This window comes from Embleya sp. NPDC001921 (assembly GCF_053594475.1).
Window position 1 is genome coordinate 124366 of sequence record NZ_JBSFEO010000018.1, and the last position, 17344, is coordinate 141709.

16 protein-coding genes are annotated in these 17344 nt (G+C 71.2%); 9 read left to right on the forward strand and 7 right to left on the reverse strand.

The window, feature by feature from the left end; all coding sequences use genetic code 11:
• Nucleotides 1–163: 163 nt before the first annotated feature.
• Entirely contained in the window at nt 164–1006 is an 843-nt protein-coding gene (locus tag ACWCPW_RS22130) for a fumarylacetoacetate hydrolase family protein (RefSeq protein ID WP_449763308.1), read from the reverse strand.
• Between the two features lie 350 nt (nt 1007–1356).
• On the opposite strand from ACWCPW_RS22130, the gene ACWCPW_RS22135 reads away from it, so the two are divergent.
• The 3 genes from ACWCPW_RS22135 to ACWCPW_RS22145 all read left to right on the forward strand — a co-directional run bounded on the left by ACWCPW_RS22135 (nt 1357) and on the right by ACWCPW_RS22145 (nt 4544).
• Entirely contained in the window at nt 1357–2727 is a 1371-nt protein-coding gene (locus tag ACWCPW_RS22135; protein ID WP_449763362.1) for an enolase C-terminal domain-like protein, read from the forward strand.
• On the forward strand, nt 2724–3497 hold the full coding sequence (locus tag ACWCPW_RS22140) for an SDR family NAD(P)-dependent oxidoreductase (protein ID WP_449763309.1): 774 nt from the start codon (nt 2724–2726) through the stop codon (nt 3495–3497). Before ACWCPW_RS22135 ends, ACWCPW_RS22140 begins: the two co-directional genes overlap by 4 nt.
• A 102-nt stretch (nt 3498–3599) precedes the next feature.
• The gene (locus ACWCPW_RS22145) at nt 3600–4544 is read left to right on the forward strand and encodes an aldo/keto reductase (RefSeq protein ID WP_449763310.1); all 945 of its coding nucleotides are present in this window, start codon (nt 3600–3602) and stop codon (nt 4542–4544) included.
• Between the two features lie 206 nt (nt 4545–4750).
• Here the strand turns inward: ACWCPW_RS22145 and ACWCPW_RS22150 are convergent, their stop codons facing one another.
• Complete coding sequence (locus ACWCPW_RS22150; protein ID WP_449763311.1) at nt 4751–5062, reverse strand: L-rhamnose mutarotase; 312 nt, start codon at nt 5060–5062, stop codon at nt 4751–4753.
• 331 nt (nt 5063–5393) lie between these two features.
• Here ACWCPW_RS22150 and ACWCPW_RS22155 point away from each other — a divergent pair, with 331 nt between their 5' ends.
• The gene (locus ACWCPW_RS22155) at nt 5394–6320 is read left to right on the forward strand and encodes an amidohydrolase family protein (protein WP_449763312.1); all 927 of its coding nucleotides are present in this window, start codon (nt 5394–5396) and stop codon (nt 6318–6320) included.
• A 245-nt stretch (nt 6321–6565) separates the two neighbouring features.
• Nucleotides 6566–7252 (forward strand): hypothetical protein, encoded by a 687-nt coding sequence (locus ACWCPW_RS22160; RefSeq protein WP_449763313.1) that lies wholly within the window; start codon nt 6566–6568, stop codon nt 7250–7252.
• A gap of 211 nt (nt 7253–7463) precedes the next feature.
• Here ACWCPW_RS22160 and ACWCPW_RS22165 read toward each other — a convergent pair whose 3' ends face one another.
• The 5 genes from ACWCPW_RS22165 to ACWCPW_RS22185 form a co-directional block, all read right to left on the reverse strand.
• The gene (locus ACWCPW_RS22165; protein WP_449763314.1) at nt 7464–8711 is read right to left on the reverse strand and encodes an arginine deiminase; all 1248 of its coding nucleotides are present in this window, start codon (nt 8709–8711) and stop codon (nt 7464–7466) included.
• Between the two features lie 136 nt (nt 8712–8847).
• Nucleotides 8848–9480 carry a hypothetical protein gene (locus ACWCPW_RS22170; protein WP_449763315.1) on the reverse strand — a complete coding sequence of 211 codons (633 nt, stop codon included), beginning with the start codon at nt 9478–9480 and terminating at the stop codon, nt 8848–8850.
• 338 nt (nt 9481–9818) lie between these two features.
• On the reverse strand, nt 9819–10769 hold the full coding sequence (locus tag ACWCPW_RS22175; RefSeq protein ID WP_449763316.1) for a slipin family protein: 951 nt from the start codon (nt 10767–10769) through the stop codon (nt 9819–9821).
• 322 nt (nt 10770–11091) lie between these two features.
• Nucleotides 11092–11874, reverse strand: coding sequence for a hypothetical protein (locus ACWCPW_RS22180; RefSeq protein ID WP_449763317.1), 783 nt, complete (start codon nt 11872–11874; stop codon nt 11092–11094).
• Between the two features lie 214 nt (nt 11875–12088).
• Entirely contained in the window at nt 12089–12325 is a 237-nt protein-coding gene (locus tag ACWCPW_RS22185; RefSeq protein WP_449763318.1) for a hypothetical protein, read from the reverse strand.
• Between the two features lie 114 nt (nt 12326–12439).
• Here ACWCPW_RS22185 and ACWCPW_RS22190 point away from each other — a divergent pair, with 114 nt between their 5' ends.
• From ACWCPW_RS22190 to ACWCPW_RS22205, 4 genes are read left to right on the forward strand one after another with little or no spacing between them, the layout of a single operon-like run.
• A complete protein-coding gene (locus tag ACWCPW_RS22190; protein WP_449763319.1) occupies nt 12440–13279 on the forward strand; it encodes an SDR family oxidoreductase in 840 nt (279 codons plus the stop codon).
• A 19-nt stretch (nt 13280–13298) separates the two neighbouring features.
• A complete protein-coding gene (locus ACWCPW_RS22195; protein WP_449763320.1) occupies nt 13299–14681 on the forward strand; it encodes an NAD(P)/FAD-dependent oxidoreductase in 1383 nt (460 codons plus the stop codon).
• Nucleotides 14678–16168, forward strand: a complete 1491-nt coding sequence (locus tag ACWCPW_RS22200) for a cytochrome ubiquinol oxidase subunit I (protein WP_449763321.1) — start codon at nt 14678–14680, stop codon at nt 16166–16168. The genes ACWCPW_RS22195 and ACWCPW_RS22200 overlap by 4 nt, the downstream gene beginning before the upstream one ends.
• Complete coding sequence (locus ACWCPW_RS22205; protein ID WP_449763322.1) at nt 16165–17184, forward strand: cytochrome d ubiquinol oxidase subunit II; 1020 nt, start codon at nt 16165–16167, stop codon at nt 17182–17184. Before ACWCPW_RS22200 ends, ACWCPW_RS22205 begins: the two co-directional genes overlap by 4 nt.
• Nucleotides 17185–17344: the final 160 nt, after the last annotated feature.

Genomic DNA, 17344 nt, shown 5'->3' on the forward strand with positions numbered 1-17344 from the left:
ATGGTGCGACGGGCCGGGCGTCGGCGCGAATCCGCCGACGCACCGGACACGCCGCACACGCGCGAGACAACCCGTGCGCCCCGCGGGCCCCACAGGTCCCGCGCGCCCCGCGGGCCGAACGGGCCCGCCGGACGGGTCCGGCGGGCGGGACGGATCCGCGGGATCAGGCGTCGGCGAAGGTCTGTCGCTGTGTGCCCAGCCCGGTGACGGCCAGTTCGACCGTGTCGCCGGCGCGCAGGTACGGCTTGGGTTCGGGCTGCCCGAGGGCGACGCCCGCGGGAGTCCCGGTGTTGATCACATCGCCCGGGTACAGCGTCATGAACTGCGACAGATAGGCGACCAGGAACGCGACCGGGAAGATCATGTCGGCCGTCGACCCGTGCTGCCTGAGCGTGCCGTTCACGCTCAGGGTCAGCGCGAGCGCCTGTGGGTCGGGCACCTCGTCGGCGGTGACCAGCCACGGGCCCAGCGGATTGAACGTCGCGCAGTTCTTGCCCTTGTCCCACTGGCCGCCGCGCAGGAGTTGGAAGTCGCGCTCGGAGACGTCGTGGCTGATCGCGTAGCCGGCCACATACTCCAACGGGTCCTGGTCCGCGGTCAGGTACGCGGCGGTACGGCCGATCACGACCGCGAGTTCGACCTCCCAGTCGGTGGCCGCGGAGGCGCGCGGCACCAGCACCGTGTCGTCGGGACCGACCACCGTGTCGGGGGCCTTCATGAACACGATCGGTTCGGCGGGTGTCTCCGCGCCCGTCTCGCGCGCGTGGTCGTGGTAGTTCAACCCGACGCACACGATCTTGCCGGGGCGGACCAGTGGCGGCCCGAACCGCACGCCGGCGGGCACGTCGAGCACCGGCAACGACGCCGGATCCGGCAGCACCGACAGATCCGCGAGCAACGCCGCGTCGATGTCGCCGACCACGCCCGACAGGTCGCGCGGGACCCCGTCCCGGTCCAGCACGGCCGGGCGTTCACAACCGGGCTCGCCCACGCGGACTAGCTTCACAGCGGTCTCCTCTGGCATCTCGAATGCGCCGTTTGTCTGGGGATGGCCGACCCACACCAGTCGACCGAGTAATCATCCGATGTCTATGTTAGATGAGGCGATGAAACAAGTCGATTGCGGTCAATGATCGAACAGAAATCAAGCATTGATCGGACGAATGCTGGACGCACGGGCGTCGGGCACGGTATACATCGGATGTCTGGAGCGTCAGAGCCACGCCCGCCCCGGACACCCGCCACCGGGAGCCCACCACCGGGAACCCGCCCCAGGGAACCCGTCCCGTTCGCGGCGGCCGGGCCGCACGGCCGAGAACCGAGGAGCCACACGTGACCCCGCAGCACCCGAACGGCGTGAGCCGGCCCACCCGGCCCACGCCACGGACCCCACACGTCGTCACCGAGCTCGCGACGGTCGACATCCGCTTCCCGACCTCCCGGGAACTCGACGGGTCCGACGCGATGAACCCGGACCCCGACTACTCGGCGGCCTACGTCGTGCTCCGCACCGACGCCGGCGACGGCCACGAGGGCCACGGCTTCTCCTTCACGATCGGACGCGGCAACGACGTACAGGTCACCGCGATCGACGCGCTGCGCCCGTACGTGGTCGGCCGCCCGCTCGACGACCTGCTCGACGACCTCGGCGCTTTCTCCCGATCCCTGGTCGGCGACAGCCAGTTCCGCTGGCTGGGCCCGGAGAAGGGCATCATGCACATGGCCATCTCCGCCGTGGTCAACGCCGCGTGGGACCTCAAGGCCAAGCGCGCCGGCAAACCCCTGTGGCAACTGCTCGCCGACCTGACACCGGAACAGATCGTCGACCTCGTCGACTTCCGCTACCTCGGCGACGCGCTCACCCGCGAGGACGCGCTGGAGATCCTGCGCCGCGCCGAACCCACCCGCGCCGAACGCGCCCGGGCGCTGCGCCGCGACGGGTATCCCGCGTACACGACCTCACCCGGATGGCTGGGCTACGACGACGAAAAGCTCGCCCGGCTGTGCCGCGAGGCGGTTGCCGCGGGCTTCACCCAGATCAAGCTCAAGGTCGGTGCCGACGCGGCCGACGACATCCGGCGCTGCCGGATCGCCCGGGAGAGCGTCGGCCCGGACATCCGCATCGCGGTGGACGCCAACCAGCGCTGGGACGTCGACGAGGCGATCGAGCGGATGCGTTCGCTCGCCCGGTTCGACCCGCACTGGATCGAGGAACCCACCAGCCCGGACGAGGTGTTGGGCCACGCGGCGATCCGCAGGGCGATCGCCCCGGTCAAGGTCGCCACCGGCGAGCACGTGCAGAACCGGATCGTCTTCAAGCAACTCCTCCAGGCGCAGGCGATCGACTTCGTGCAGATCGACGCCTGCCGGGTCGGCGGCGTCAACGAGAACATCGCGATCCTGCTGCTCGCCGCCAAATTCGACGTCCCGGTATGCCCGCACGCCGGCGGCGTGGGCCTGTGCGAACTCGTGCAGCACCTGTCGATGTTCGACTACATCGCGGTCAGCGGCCGGATCGACGACCGGGTCATCGAGTACGTCGACCACCTGCACGAGCACTTCGTCGACCCGGTCGTGATCGCCGACGGCAACTACCGGGCACCGCTCGCGCCCGGATTCTCCGCGACCATGAACCCCGCCTCGATCGCCCGATTCCGCTACCCCGACGGCGAATTCTGGGTCGCCGACCGCGCCGCACAGGCGCTTCCCGTGGAGGTGTCCGCGTGAGCAACGCACAGCCGGCAGGGGACTTCACCGGTCGCACCGCCCTGGTCACCGGCGGCGCGTCCGGGATCGGCCTGGCCACCGCCCGGATGCTGACCGCCCGCGGCGCGCGCGTGGCGATACTCGACCGCGACCCCGCCGCCCTCGCCGGCGACCGGGAACTGTCCGCGTTCACCGCCGACGTCACCGACGACGCCTCGGTGACCGCGGCGGTCCGGGCCGCCGCCGAACTCCTCGGCGGCCTGGACATCGTGGTCAACAACGCGGGCATCGGCGCGGCCGGCACCGTCGCCGACAACGACGACGCCGAGTGGCACCGGGTGCTGGACGTCAACGTCGTCGGCCTGGTCCGGGTCACCCGCGCCGCGCTGCCGTACCTGCGCGCCTCCGCACACGCGGCCGTCGTCAACACCTGTTCGATCGCCGCGACCGCGGGCCTGCCGCAACGCGCGCTCTACTCCGCCTCCAAGGGCGCGGTGCTGGCGCTGACCCTCGCGATGGCGGCCGACCACGTGCGCGAAGGCATCCGGGTCAACTGCGTCAACCCCGGTACCGCCGACACGCCCTGGGTCGGCAGGCTGCTGGAGGCGGCCGACGACCCCGCGCGCGAGCGGGCGGCCCTGGACGCCCGCCAGCCGATGGGCCGACTCGTCGGCGCCGATGAGGTCGCGTTCGCGATCTGCGCGCTGGCGAGCCCGCTGGCCGCCTCCACCACCGGCACCTCGCTCGCCGTCGACGGCGGCATGCAAGGTCTGCGCCTGCGGCCGGAGTAGCACCCGTAGCGAACACGCCAGGATCGTGGAGTCCGGGCAGGCGAAGCCGACGCTTCGCCCGCCCGGACTCCACGCCCGTTTACCGGACAAGGAGCATCGTTCGTGGAAACCAACCGCATCGGCGACACGCGCGTCGTCGCGACCTCGATCGGCCTGGGCGCGGCGGCGTTCGGCAACCTGTACACCGCCGGCAACGCGGCCCAGGCGCACGCGAGCGTCGAGGCCGCGTGGGCGGCCGGGATCCGCTGCTTCGACACCGCCCCGCACTACGGCGTGGGCCTGTCCGAGACGCGTCTCGGCGCCGCCCTGCGCGGACACCCGCGCGACGCGTACACGCTCTCCACGAAGGTCGGCCGCCTCCTGGTCGACGACCCGGCCGCGCCCACCGCCGCCGAGGGGTTCGTCGACACGCCCCGCCGGCGCCGCGTGCTCGACTACTCCGCCGACGGCGTGCGCCGCAGTCTCGAGGCCAGCCTGGAGCGCCTGGGCCTGGACCGGATCGACATCGCCCTCGTGCACGACCCCGACGAACACTGGGAGCAGGCCGCGCACGAGGCCGTGCCCGCCCTGGCGGCACTGCGCGACCAGGGCGTGGTGGGCGCGATCGGGGTCGGGATGAACCGGTCCGCGATGCTCGATCGCTTCGTCGCCGAGACCGACGTGGACTGCGTGTTGCTCGCCGGTCGGTACACCCTGCTCGATCGCAGCGGCGCCGCACTGCTCGACCACTGCGCCGAGCGCGGCGTGTCGGTGCTGGCCGGCGGTGTGTACAACAGCGGTCTGCTCGCCGACCCACGCCCCGGCGCCCGTTTCGACTACGCGCCGGCCGACGCCGGTCTGCTCGCCCGCGCCCTGCGGCTGAAGGCGATCTGCGCGGGGTACGACGTCCCGTTGCGCGCCGCCGCGATCGGCTTCGCCGCCGCGCACCCGGCCGTCGCCACCGTCCTGGTCGGCGCCCGCACGGCGGCGGAGGCGACCGACGCGGCGGCGATGGGCGCGTGGGACATCCCGGCCGCCCTGTGGGCCGAACTCGCCGCCGCGACCTGAGAGCCGACTCGTCCCGCATCGAGGCAGGGCGAGCCGAAGGGCCCGTTTCCCGGTGGGGAAACGGGCCCTGTTGCCGCACCGCGGACGGTTCCGTCGCCCGGGGCTCGGACCGACCCCGTGACCGAAGCGCGCGGGGCGCGTTTTGCCACCGTGCCCCCGGCGGTGTCTCCGGCTTCGGAATCACCACCAGGGGCGCGGTCGCGAGGTCACAGGCTCCAGATCAGCGGCAGGCCCGCGTCGGCCCCTTCGGTCGAGTAGTCGTGCGCGACCTCGGTCAACTCGCCCATCCGGGCCTGCCATTCGATGTTGACCGGCAGATCGGCAAGGGACGCGAGCAGCGCGGCGTAGTCGTCGCACTCGATCACGTGGAAGAGGTCCCGGCCGCTGCGCCAGATGTTCCACTCGTGGGCGCCGCCCGCCTTGATCGCGGCGATCAGGGGCTCCGGTACCTCGCGGTGGGCTTGCTCGTACTCGCTCTCGCGGCCCGCCGCGAGGCGGGTGTGCAGGGCTACGCGCATGACTTCGAACTCCTTGGTGCCGGTGGCGATTCGATGGCGCGCCGGTGAGTCGGACGCGATCGGACCACAGGTATCCCGTGGGGGCGGCGCGGCGTCAAGTCTTGACAGCGGACCGAGCATGGCGTTTCAGTGGTCCCATCAATCCGAGGTGGCAATCGCAGAAATTCCGGCAATTCGGGCTTTATGCCCTCATTGATCCGATGAATGACTGTCGTGTGTGGGAGATTCACGAGATCGGGAGTGGCGTTTTTGTGAAAGACCCGCGTGCAGGAACCCCCGGCGCCGCGCGCCCCGAACTCGGCGTCGTGCCGCGCGTTCCCGCGGGGGCGGTGTGAAGGCCCCCGTCCGAGTCGACGCGCACCACCACCTGTGGGACACGAACGAACGCGAATACGGCTGGATGGACGGTCCCTGGGCCGATCCGCTGCGCGGTCGGTTCGGGTCGGCCGAACTCGCGGCAGCCGTACCGAACCCGGGCGAGATCGCGACGATCGCGGTCCAGGCGGTCACGGACACCGCGGAGAGCGCCGAACTCCTGGCCGTGGCCGCCGATCCGACCACGGCGGTCGCCGCGGTGGTCGGCTGGGTGGACCTGACCGCGCCCGACGTCGCCGATCGGGTGGCCGAGTTGCGCGCCGGCCCGGGGGGCGGGCGCCTGGTCGGGATCCGGCACCTGGTACAGGACGAGCTGGACCCGCGATGGCTGCTGCGCCCGGATGTGGGCCGCTCACTGGCCGCGCTGACGAGCGCCGGCCTCGTGTACGACCTGCTCGTCAAGCCACCCCAGTGGGCCGCCGCGGGCCGCGTCGCCCGGGAGCATCCGGAACAGTCCTTCGTGCTGGACCACATCGGCAAGCCCGATATCGGCGCGGGCGCCGACGCCTGGGAACCCTGGGCCGCCGCGCTGCACGAGATCGCCGCGCTGCCCAACGTCGCGGTCAAACTGTCCGGCATCGTCACCGAGGCCGACTGGCGGGCGTGGACGGTCGAGCAGGTGCTTCCCTACGCACGTCACGCGTTGGAGATGTTCGGCCCCGCACGCACCATGTTCGGCTCGGACTGGCCGGTGTGCACCCTCGCGGCGTCGTACGACGAGGTTCTCTCGCTCGCGGAGCGCACCTGCGCCGGCCTGTCGGACACCGAGCGGGATCGGGTCTTCGGCGCCACCGCCCGTGCCGTATACGGCGTCCGAGGGCCCGATCAAGGCGGCGGGGGAGGGCCGCGAACGGGCGCGAGGACCCCGTCCCCGCCCACGTGATGCCGGCGGCGACCACGCCGGGCGGTGGCGACACCGCCCGGGGGCCGCGAACTGCCGACGTGCGCTTCGAGGGCCGCATCACCCGAGCAGCCCGACGGCGGCGGTGAGCCGCGGCCCGACATGATCGTGGTGGCCACGATCGGTGCGGGGGAACGGCCGGCAGCGCATGGGTCGCTCGCCCACGCTCGCCGGGTGCGGACGCTACGGTGGGCGCCGGGCAGGCGCGCGCGACGATGGGAGCGGACATGGCGGATCGACCCGGGCTTCCGGAAAACCTCGACCCTCCCGAGCAGTTGTGGACGCGCGCCGCCGCCACGGTGTTGCTCGCACTCACCAAGAGCCCCCGACTGTCCTCCGACTACTCGCACGACGAGGGCGAACTCGGGTTCTGGCACTCCAACGGCACGTGGACACTGGTGCTGCGACCGGACGGGCGGGCCCTGCTGTACGGCCAGGACGTCGACTGCAGCGATACCACGTACGTGGGGGACGAGCCCGTGGATCTGTTGGCGGGCGCACCCTCCTGGCTGCCGGCCGAGACACTGCGGCCCTTGATCGACGGCTACGAAATGGGCTACCTCTACTGGTGGGAGCCCGGTGCGCTCGCGTGGGGACGCGCGTCCTATCCGGACTTCGTCGAGGACGACGGACTCGCGGCCTCCTTCGACGCCACGCCCGGAGTGCTCGACGCCGAGGAGTTGCCCGAGGTCTTCGACGAGTGCGGCTACCGGGACCGGGAGGTCAACGCGCGCTTCCTCGGCCGCGTCCTCGCGCGCGATGTGGACGGGGCGGTGCTCGCGGAGCTGATGAACTCCGATCCGGGAGCGAGCACCGACGACCACGAGTCGCTGCACGCGGGAGCATTGGCCTGGGCCGGGAAACTCGGTGTCGCCGCAGACGGCTCGACGGTCACCGGCGACGGGACCGCCTGACCCCACCGCTTCCGCACCGAAGCGTGCGCTCGACGGTCGTACGCAGTCGGTGTGGGTCACACACCGGCCGGGGCGGGCGGCCCGTGCACCGGGCGATGATCGTCACCGCGTGCGTGGTCGCCGCGGTCGGGTACGTGGGCGGCGGCTTCGACATGCGGTTCGCAGAGCCGCGGGAGGAGACCGGGGATGTGCCGGCGCCCGCGGTCCCGGGTCAGAATTCGACGGCGTCGCGGGAAATGGGGCAGGTCATGCAGTGTCCGCCGCCGCGGCCTCGGCCGAGTTCCGCGCCGACGATGGTGATGACCTCGACGCCGGCCTTGCGCAGGAGGGCGTTGGTCTGGGTGTTGCGGTCGTAGGTGAACACGACGCCGGGTTCGACGGCGACGGCGTTGTTGCCGCTGTCCCATTGCTGGCGTTCGGAGGCGTACGCGTCGCCACCGGTCGCCACGACGCGCAGTTTCGGCAGCCCGAGGCCTTTGGCGACGACGTCGACGAAGGCGGTGGCGCCCTCGTCGATGACGTCCAGACCGGTGGGGTTGTCGGCGGGGCGCAGGGAAAAGGTGCGGACGGCGTCCATGATGGTCGGGTAGAGCGTGACCAGGTCGCGGTCGGCGAAGGTGAACACGGTGTCCAGGTGCATCGCGGCGCGGAGCCTGGGCATGCCGGCCACGATGACGTGCTCCGCGGTGCCTTGGGCGAACAGGGCGGCGGCGACCCGGGTGATGGCCTGGCGGGAAGTGCGTTCGCTCATGCCCATCAGGACGACGCCGTTGCCCACCGGCATGATGTCGCCGCCTTCGAAGGTGGCCTGGCCCCAGTCCTGTTCCGGGTCGCCCCACCACACCGTCGAGCCGACGAAGTCGGGGTGGAAGGTGTAGATCGCCTTCATCAGGAGCGTCTCGTCGTGCCGCGCGGGCCAGTACAACGGGTTCAGGGTGAGGCCGCCGTAGAGCCAGCAGGTGGTGTCGCGGGTGTAGAGGGTGTTGGGCAGCGGTGGCATGAGGTACTCGCGCACGCCGGCGGTCTCGCGGGCGAGGGCGAGGTAGCCGTTGCGGAAGTCGTCGGGCAGGTCCGCGGTGGCCAGTCCGCCGATGAGGAACTCGGCGAGCTTGCGGGGTTCGAGGGATTCCAGGAACGCACGGGTGGTGTCGACCAGGCCCAGTCCCACCTCGTTCGTGACGATCTTGCGTTCCAGTAGCCAGGACCGCGCCTCGGGGATCGCCATCGTCTGCGCGAGGAGGTCGTGCAACTCGACGACGTCGACGTCGCGCTCACGGAGCTTGTCGACGAAGTCGGCGTGATCGCGTTGCGCACTGTCGACCCATATGACGTCGTCGAAGAGAAGGTCGTCGGCGTTGGTCGGGGTGAGCCTGCGGTGCGCGAGACCGGGTGCGCACACCAGGACCTTGCGGAGTTTGCCGACCTCGGAGTGGACGCCGTACGTGGTGGATGCGCTCACGTCGTTTCCTGCTTTCCGGTGATCCCGAGCGGCTGTGCGGGGTTGGCAGCCCATCGTGCCCGGAAAAGCACCGGGGCGGCTCGGATGATCTCCGGACGGACGGTGTCCGCCGCCGTGCGGTCGCCGAGGCCGTGCGTCACGGGGTCGACGCGGACGGCGAGCGTGCGGGCGTGGTGCCGGCGCTCTGCGGCAGGGCGCCGGTGAACGTGGCGTCCGGCAGCGCCGACGGGAGCGGGGTCATGGCGACGACGACGCGGAAACCGGGACGGAGGGAGTCGGGAACGTCGAAGAGCTGCTGGGCGAAGACCGACTGCCCCGGTGCCACTGTGCCGGTGAAGTCCTGCTGCGGCAGACTCCCGTGCGCGATGCGTTGTGCGCTTGCTCCGCCGACGCGGTTCATCTCGCTGACATGCACTCCGGAGACGTCGTACGGGGTTTGCGACCGGTTGGTCACGGTGATCGTGACCAGCGCAGGGAAGGAACCCGGCGCGGCGCTCGCGGCGGCGGGCGCGGGTTCCACGCGCGCCACCGACACCACGACGCCGTTGGGCATCGCCACCCAGCCCCCCACCGGCGCGGTGTTCGCCGGCCCGGTGTCGCGACCTGATCCGGGCCCGCACAACCGCAACCACTCGTCCTGCGGCAGGCCGGGAGGATCACAGCTCACCGACGGCGACGCCGACGCGGCACCCGAACCACTCTTCCCGTCGTCGTCGTCGCCGCAACCGGCCGACGAAAGAAGAGCGGAGACCACGAGGCAGACAGACATGACCCGACGCGACATGACAACCCCTTGAGACCAATGCAGTTCGGGGAAGAGTCGTCCTTTGCACAATCCTTCAAACAGGGCCGGACGTTCATGTGGGCCATTCGATGTTCTCGGGATGTGTGGTGCGGGGAGACCAGGCGGGCGGCGGAGGGGCTGATGGGGTGTGGCGGTTCGAGGCAGTCCGAGGCAGTTCGAGGCAGGCTTGGTGGCCCGAGATGAGTGCGGCGAAGAGTTCGGCCTCGGTCGGCTCGGTTCGCGAGGGGGAGGCACGGAGACCGGGCCGGTCGCCCGCGCGGGAGGCTTGGGGACCGCGCCGGGTCCCCCGGCAGTGTCGCGCCTCAGTGGTTCGCGGAGGCCACCGAACCGCCCGGTGTCATCGGCGGTACCGCCGCCCGCCGGAACCCGCGGTTCTTCACGTGATGCGGACGCGGACGAGCAGGGGACAACATGGGTGAGCGTACGAAGGTCGGCGCCTTCCCCGTCCGCGTCGCCGTGTGGTGGGCGACCGGCGCGCTCTTCGAGACGGACGTGGCGGTCGCGTTCTCCAGGAATCGCAGGAGTTCCACCGGGAAGGGCAGCACGATCGTCGAGTTCTTCTCGGCCGAGACCTCGACGATGGTCTGGAGCAGCCGCAGTTGCAACGCCGCGGGACTGCGGGCCATCACATCCGCCGCGGAGGAGAGCTTGCGCGACGCCTGAAACTCGCCGTCGGCGGTGATGATCCGCGAGCGCCGCTCGCGCTCGGCCTCGGCCTGCCTGGACATCGACCGTTTCATCGACTCCGGCAGAGCCACGTCCTTGATCTCCACCCGGTCGATCTCCACGCCCCAGCCCACCGCGGGCGAGTCGATCATGAGTGCCAGGCCCTGATTGAGCGCCTCGCGGTTGGACAGCAGGTCGTCCAGGTCGCTCTTGCCGATGATCGACCGCAACGATGTCTGGGCGACCTGCGACACCGCGAACTCGTAGTTCTGCACCTCGACCGTGGCCTTCACCGGGTCGTGCACCCGGAAGTACACGACGGCATCCACGCGGACCGTGACGTTGTCCCGGGTGATGCCGTCCTGGGCGGGGACGGGCATCGTCACGATCTGGGTGTTGACCTTCCGTATGCGGTCCACGAACGGCACGATCCGGGTCAGACCCGCCTCGCGGATCGGTTCCTGTACCCGGCCCAGGCGGAATACCACTCCGCGCTCGTACTGGCGGACCACCCGCAGTCCCGTCCCCGCGAGCAGCGCGGCGAGGGCGGCGACGCCGATGACAATGACAACGAACAGCAGGATCATGGCCCACTCCGGTACCGAGCGACTACCCCGAGCAGACGAGCGTGCTCGAGCGTCCCCTGAACCTCCACTGTATCTCCGGCCGGCCGCGATCGACGGCGAGCGGCTCCGGGCGTCGACCGGCGCCGGCCGGGCCTCGTGGAGCGCTCCGACCAGGACGTCACGGGTTGTCGCAACGGAAGGCCGATCGACGAGACCGCGGCAGGACGCGGGGCGCGTCCCCACCGAGGACGTCGACGTCGCGGACTTCGTCGGGCTCCGGCCCGGGGCGTGTCTTCAATCCCCGCCGGGCGTCGTGGAGCTCGGCGGGGATTGAAGACACGCCCTAGACCACGCTGCTGCGGAAGCCGCGGCCCGCGCCGCGAAGACGTTGAATCTCCAACACGCTCAGGGCACTCACGCCGCCGACGGCCGCGATCGAGACGACGTCCTGGACCGCTTCGGGGGTCGCGATGACGCCGTCCGAGACACGCCCCGCCACGACCGCCGCGATCATCATGAACGGGGCTGCCAGCGGAGGCAGGATCGGATGCGCGTTGCCCGCGTTGAACACCGAGCCGACCGCGAATACCGGCACCGTCAAGGCGAATCCGACCGTCGGCGGCACGAGGATCATGATCACCGGGATCCGGAGCGGGCTGTTTCCGCCCAGGTCCGCCACCACCTGCGTCCAGGCGAGCAGCACACCGGCGGCGGCCAGGACCAGAGCGGGCACCGTGGCCACCGGGCCGATCCCCTCGCTGCTCCACACCAGCCGACGCGCGCGATTCCACCGTTCACCGGGCCTGGCCAGGGACACGATCACGACGCCGAGCAGGGGCACGAGCGATGCGGCGACCAGCGCCATCGCCGCGTACTTGTTCGCCACGAGCATCAGGAACTCGCGCGCCCCGTGCGGCTCGAAGCCATAGCGCCAGGCCAGGAACAGGGTCGATACGGTGGTGACCACCGAGCGAACCACCCCGTACCAGGTCCACCGTGACCAGCGCGCCTTCACCGCCAACGACATGCCCACGAACGCGAACACCCAGGCGAACACGACCTGCGCGAGTCCCCAACCGAACTCCAACGACCACGCCGGCACCGCGAATCCGCCTCCCGGAGCCAACGGACGACCGGATCGAACCCGGCCCGAGCAATCGGAACTCAGCGAACCCTAACAGCGCCTCCAACGCCTGGACTTCGCCCCCGGGCCCGGACACGGAGGACTGCGCCGACCGCGGCTCCGGCGCGCTCGTCGGCACCGTGATCGCGGTGCTCACGTCGACGGGGCGGTGATCGCGGTGCTCACGTCGACGGGGCGGTGGTACGGCCCTCGGCGCTCACCGGGACGGACACCCGAGCGGCCACGGCCTCCACCAGGGCCGGATCCGGGCCCTCGGCCCCGCGCACGGTGGGGTGTAGCCCGCCGGCGTGGTCGCCATCGCGTCCGCGCCGGCCTGCTCCGCGGCCCGGGCCTCGACCTCGGTGGCCGCGTCCGCCAAGACGAGCGCGCCGGCCTCCCGGCAGTGCGCCCGGCCCGCCGCGACCGGGGTCGATTCCGCGCGGGGTTGCGCCATCCGATGGGCGCGGCTGTTCCGATCGGGTGGGCGGTGCGCGTCGCTCGGCCGCCCGCGGCGTGCCGCCGGAGAGGGTGATGCTTCGGTACCACGCGGGCGATGACGGGAGACGCGATGACCACAGGTGTGGACGGGCCCGGCCGGCCGGTGCTGCCGCCCATTCTCAGAGGACAGAAGGCGTTGGTGACGGGGGCGAACTCCGGCATCGGCAAGGCGACCGCGATCGGACTGGGACAGGCGGGTGCCGACGTCGTCGTGAACTACGTCTTCGGCCGTGAGACCGCCGAGGAGGTGGTGCGCGAGATCGAGTCCTTCGGCGTACGGGCGTACGCGCACGAGGCCGACGTATCGCGGGAGGACCAGGTCGTCGCGATGGTCGCGCGCATGGTCGAGGAGTTCGGCACGATCGACATCATGGTGGCCAACGCCGGGCTCCAACGCGACGCCGCCTTCACCGAGATGTCGCTCGCCCAGTGGCAGAAGGTCCTGGACGTGAACCTCACGGGTCAGTTCCTGTGCGCTCGGGAGGCCACCAAGGAGTTCCTGCGCCGCGGCGTCGTCCCGGAGGTCTCGCGCTCGGCGGGAAAGATCGTCTGCATGAGCTCGGTGCACCAGATCATTCCGTGGGCGGGCCACGTGAACTACGCCGCGTCCAAGGGCGGCGTCCTGATGCTGATGCAGACTCTCGCGCAGGAACTCGCCCCGCGCGGCATCCGGGTCAACGCGGTCGCCCCGGGCGCCATCCGTACCCCGATCAACCGCAGCGCGTGGGACACTCCCGAGGCCGAGGCCGACCTCCTCACACTGATCCCCTACCGTCGGGTCGGGGATCCGGTGGACATCGCCGACGCGGTGACCGTCCTGGTCTCCGACCTGATGGACTACGTCGTCGGCACCACGATCTACGTCGACGGCGGCATGACGCTCTTCCCCGGCTTCGCCACCGGAGGGTGAGGGCGTCGTGGAGGACCACGTGACCCCTCGTCGGGTGGTGATCCTCGGCGGTGGTTTCGCCGGGTTGTTCGCCGTACGTGCCCTGCGCAGCGCCCCGGTCGCGGTGACCCTGGTCGACCGCTGTGCGCACCACCTGTTCCAGCCCCTGCTGTACCAGTGTGCCTCCGGCATCCTGTCCGAGGGCCAGATCGCGCAGCCGCTGCGTGCCGTCCTGCGCCGGCACGACCAGGTACGTTGCCTGGAAGCGACCGCGACCGACGTCGACGTCACCCGCCGGGTGGTCCGGGCCGAGCGACCGGACGGCCGGATGCTCGAGCTGCCCTACGACGACCTGATCGTGGGGATCGGCGTACGCCAGTCCTACTTCGGGCACGACGAGTTCGCGGCCCACGCCCCGGGCATGAAGACGCTCGAAGACGCGTTGAACGTGCGGAGCAAGCTCTACCGCGCGTTCGAGACGGCCGAGGCCGCCGAGGACGAACGCGAGCGCGCGCAGTGGCTCACCTTCGCCCTGGTGGGGGGCGGCCCGACCGGGGTCGAACTGGCCGGCCAGATCCGTGAGATCGCCGGCCACACGCTCAACCGGGAGTTCTCCACCATCGACCCGAGTCGGGCCCGGGTACTGCTCTTCGACGCGTCGGACGCGGTGCTCGCCGCCTTCGGTCCCGTCCTGTCCCGTCGGGCCGCCCGCACCCTGGCCGACCTCGGCGTGGAGGTGCACCTCGGCTCGATCGTCACCCACGTGGACGACCGGGGCCTGACCGTGCGCCACAAGGACGGCGGCACCGAGCGGGTGGACGCGCGCACGGTGCTGTGGACGGCCGGGGTCGAGGCACCGCCGCTGGCGACGGTGCTGGCCAGGGCCACCGGGGCCGAGCAGGACCGGGCGGGCCGCATCCGGGTCGAGCCCGACCTGACGATCGCGGGCCATCCGGAGATCCGGGTGGTCGGCGACCTGATGAGCCTGGACAAGCTGCCCGGTCTGGCCGAGGTCGCGATGCAGAGCGGCGCCTACGCCGGCCGCCGGATCCGCCACGCCGTCGAGGGCAGGACCGGCAAGGCGCGTCCGTTCCGATACCTGGATCTCGGCAGCGCCGCGTACATCTCCCGCGGCAAAGCGGTCGTCAAGATGGGCCGGTTCCACGCATCCGGGCTGATCGGCTGGCTGATCTGGCTGTTCATCCACATCGTCTTCCTCACCGGCTTCCGCAGCCGGATCGGGGCGCTGCTCAGTTGGGCGGTGGTCTTCGCCACCGGATCCCGCCGCGAACGCGCCTTCGTCGCGACCGACCCGCGGCCCGACCCGCAGCCCGCTCCTCAGGCCGCCCCGCCCTCCGCCGCGTCCTCCCGCGCGCCGAACGCCCCCGAGGACGCCCGGCACCAGCCATCGAGGCCCGTATGAACCCCGCGACCCAGATACTGGCCGCAGCGCCGGAACAGCTGCTTCCCGCACGGGAGTTGATGGCGTTCACGCTGGCCGCGCACATCACCCTGGTGCCGTTGGGCGTGGCACTGCCGTTCATCACGCTGGTGATGCACTACCGGGGCCTGCGCAAGAACGACCCGGTGGCCATGCTGCTGGCCCGGCGCTGGTCCGCGGTCATGGCCGTGCAGTTCGCGGTCGGCATCGTCACCGGCACGGTCCTGTCGTTCGAATTCGGACTGCTGTGGCCGGGCATGATGGGTCGATGGGGCGACGTCTTCGGCATCGGATTCGGCGTGGAGGCCTGGGCGTTCTTCCTAGAGGCGATCCTGATCGCGATCTACCTGTACGGCTGGCGGCGGCTGAAGCCGTGGACGCACTTCCGGCTCGGCCTCCCCCTGCCGCTGGCGGCGCTGCTCGGCGCGTTCGGGATCATCGCCGCCAACGCCTGGATGAACACCCCCGCGGGCTTCACCCTCGACTCGACCGGCAAGCCGGTGGACGTCGATGTGCGATCGGTGATCTTCACGCCGATGTTCGGGCCCCAGTACTGGCACTTCGTGGTCGCGATGTACCTGACCGCGGGCTACGTGGTGGCCGGTGTCTACGCGGTCGGCTGGCTGCGGGGCCGCCGCGACCGCTACCACCGGCTCGGGTTCCGGGTGCCGTTCACCATCGCCGCCGTCCTCACCCCCGTGCAGTTCGTGCTCGGCGACTCCATCGCCCGGTCGGTCTTCCACAAGCAGCCCGTCAAGTTCGCCGCCACGGAACTCGTCTGGGACACCGACACCCACGTACCCGAGTACATGTTCGGCCGCCTGCAATCGGACGGAAGCGTCAAGGGGGGTCTCAAGATCCCCCAACTCGACTCCATCCTGGCCGGCTTCAGCCCCGACACCACAGTGACCGGGCTGACCGCCGTACCTGCCTCCGACCGCCCCACCCCGACCCAGGCGACGATCGCGCACTGGGCCTTCGACATCATGGTGACCATCGGCAGCCTGCTGATCCTCCTGGCGCTGTGGTACGGCTGGTGCTGGTTGCGCCGCCGCGACCTGCCGCGGTCGCGCTGGTTCTTCCGAGGCGCCGCCCTCGCGGGTGCGGCCGGCGTGGTGACCGTCGAGTGCGGCTGGATCACCACCGAGGTGGGTCGACAGCCCTGGATCGTCTACAACAACATGCGGGTCTCCGAAGCGGTGACCCCGACCGGGGCCGGCGCGCTGTGGACCGTGTTCGCCGTCGTCGTGGTGGTCTACATCCTGGTCTTCGGGGCGTTCCTCGGCGTACTGCTCAAGATGCGCAGCCGTTGGCGGCTCGCCGACTCGGGAGCCGGCCGGGCGATCGCCGACGGGCCCGAGAACGACACCCCCTACGGTCCGCGCGCCCAACTCGTCACCACCGGCCCGAAGTCCCCGGCACCGCTCGCCGAACCGGGTAGCGGACCCGACCCCGGGAGCGTGCCGTGACCGTCGACGTCGTCGCCTGGATCCTGCTCCTGGTCATCGCCGCGTACGCCTGCGGCGGCGGTGTCGACTACGGCGCCGGGTTCTGGGACCTGCTGGCCGGCGGAGCCGAGCGCGGGAAGGCCCCGCGCCGGCTGATCGACCACGCGATGGCACCGGTGTGGGAGGTCAACAACGTCTGGCTGATCTTCGTCCTGATCCTGATGTGGACCGGCTTCCCGGTGTTCTTCCAGACGGTGTTCACCGCGCTGTGGCTGCCGCTGGCGCTGGCCGCCGTCGGCATGGTCCTGCGCGGCGCCGGGTTCGCGTTGCGCAAGCCCACCCGGAGACTGGCCGAACGTCGAATCTACGGTGCCGCGTTCGCCATCTCCTCCCTGCTCACTCCGTTCTTTCTGGGTGCCGCCGCGGGCGGCGTCGCCTCCGGCCGGGTCAAGCCGGGGACCACCGCTTCGGCCGACGCCTGGGCCAACCCGACCTCGATCTTCGCCGGTCTGCTCACCGTCGCCGCCACCGCGTTCCTCGGCGCGGTGTTCCTCACCTCGGACGCACGCCGCTTCGACGCCCGCGGCCTGATCGGCTACTTTCGGCTGCGCGCCCGGATCAGCATCGGAGCCCTCGTGGTCCTCGCGGCGCTCGGCCTGGCCGTGACCGACGAGGACGCCTCGTACGTGCATCACGGCCTCACCCACGGGATCGGGCTCCTGCTCGTACTGGTCGCCGCGGTCGCCGTGGCCGCCACGGCCTGGCTGGTCTCCGGCCGCTACGCCGGATGGGCGCGGTACACCTCGGTGGCCTCGGTGGCCTCGGTGGTGGCCGCCTGGGGATTCGCGCAGCGTCCCTACCTGGTGCCCACCTCGCTGACCGTACGGCAGGCGGCGGGAGCGACCGCGTCACTGCGGTGGATGCTGTTCGTCGCGCTCATCGCCGTCGTGCTGATCGGCCCGGCACTCGTGGTGCTGTATCGCCTCGACACACACGGAGTGCTGGAACCGCTGACCGACGAGGACGTCGGGGAGTGACGGCCTTGCCGCACCGGACCGTGCCGGGTCGCGGCGGCGCCGAGCGGCCCACCGGTAGGCCCGATGCCCCAGGCAAGCGGCGGCGATGGTCGGCGACCTGATCCCGATCGCTTCGGCGACCATCCTCGGACCGGTGCCGATGACCGGACCGGATCCGGCG

Bases quoted from the DNA above. Each gene is read 5' to 3' on its own strand.
- ACWCPW_RS22150 (WP_449763311.1), bottom strand. From the start codon at position 5,062: ATGCGCGTAGCCCTGCACACCCGCCTCGCGGCGGGCCGCGAGAGCGAG.
- ACWCPW_RS22160 (WP_449763313.1), top strand. From the start codon at position 6,566: ATGGCGGATCGACCCGGGCTTCCGGAAAACCTCGACCCTCCCGAGCAG.
- ACWCPW_RS22170 (WP_449763315.1), bottom strand. From the start codon at position 9,480: ATGTCTGTCTGCCTCGTGGTCTCCGCTCTTCTTTCGTCGGCCGGTTGC.
- ACWCPW_RS22175 (WP_449763316.1), bottom strand. From the start codon at position 10,769: ATGATCCTGCTGTTCGTTGTCATTGTCATCGGCGTCGCCGCCCTCGCC.
- ACWCPW_RS22185 (WP_449763318.1), bottom strand. From the start codon at position 12,325: ATGGCGCAACCCCGCGCGGAATCGACCCCGGTCGCGGCGGGCCGGGCG.
- ACWCPW_RS22190 (WP_449763319.1), top strand. From the start codon at position 12,440: ATGACCACAGGTGTGGACGGGCCCGGCCGGCCGGTGCTGCCGCCCATT.
- ACWCPW_RS22200 (WP_449763321.1), top strand. From the start codon at position 14,678: ATGAACCCCGCGACCCAGATACTGGCCGCAGCGCCGGAACAGCTGCTT.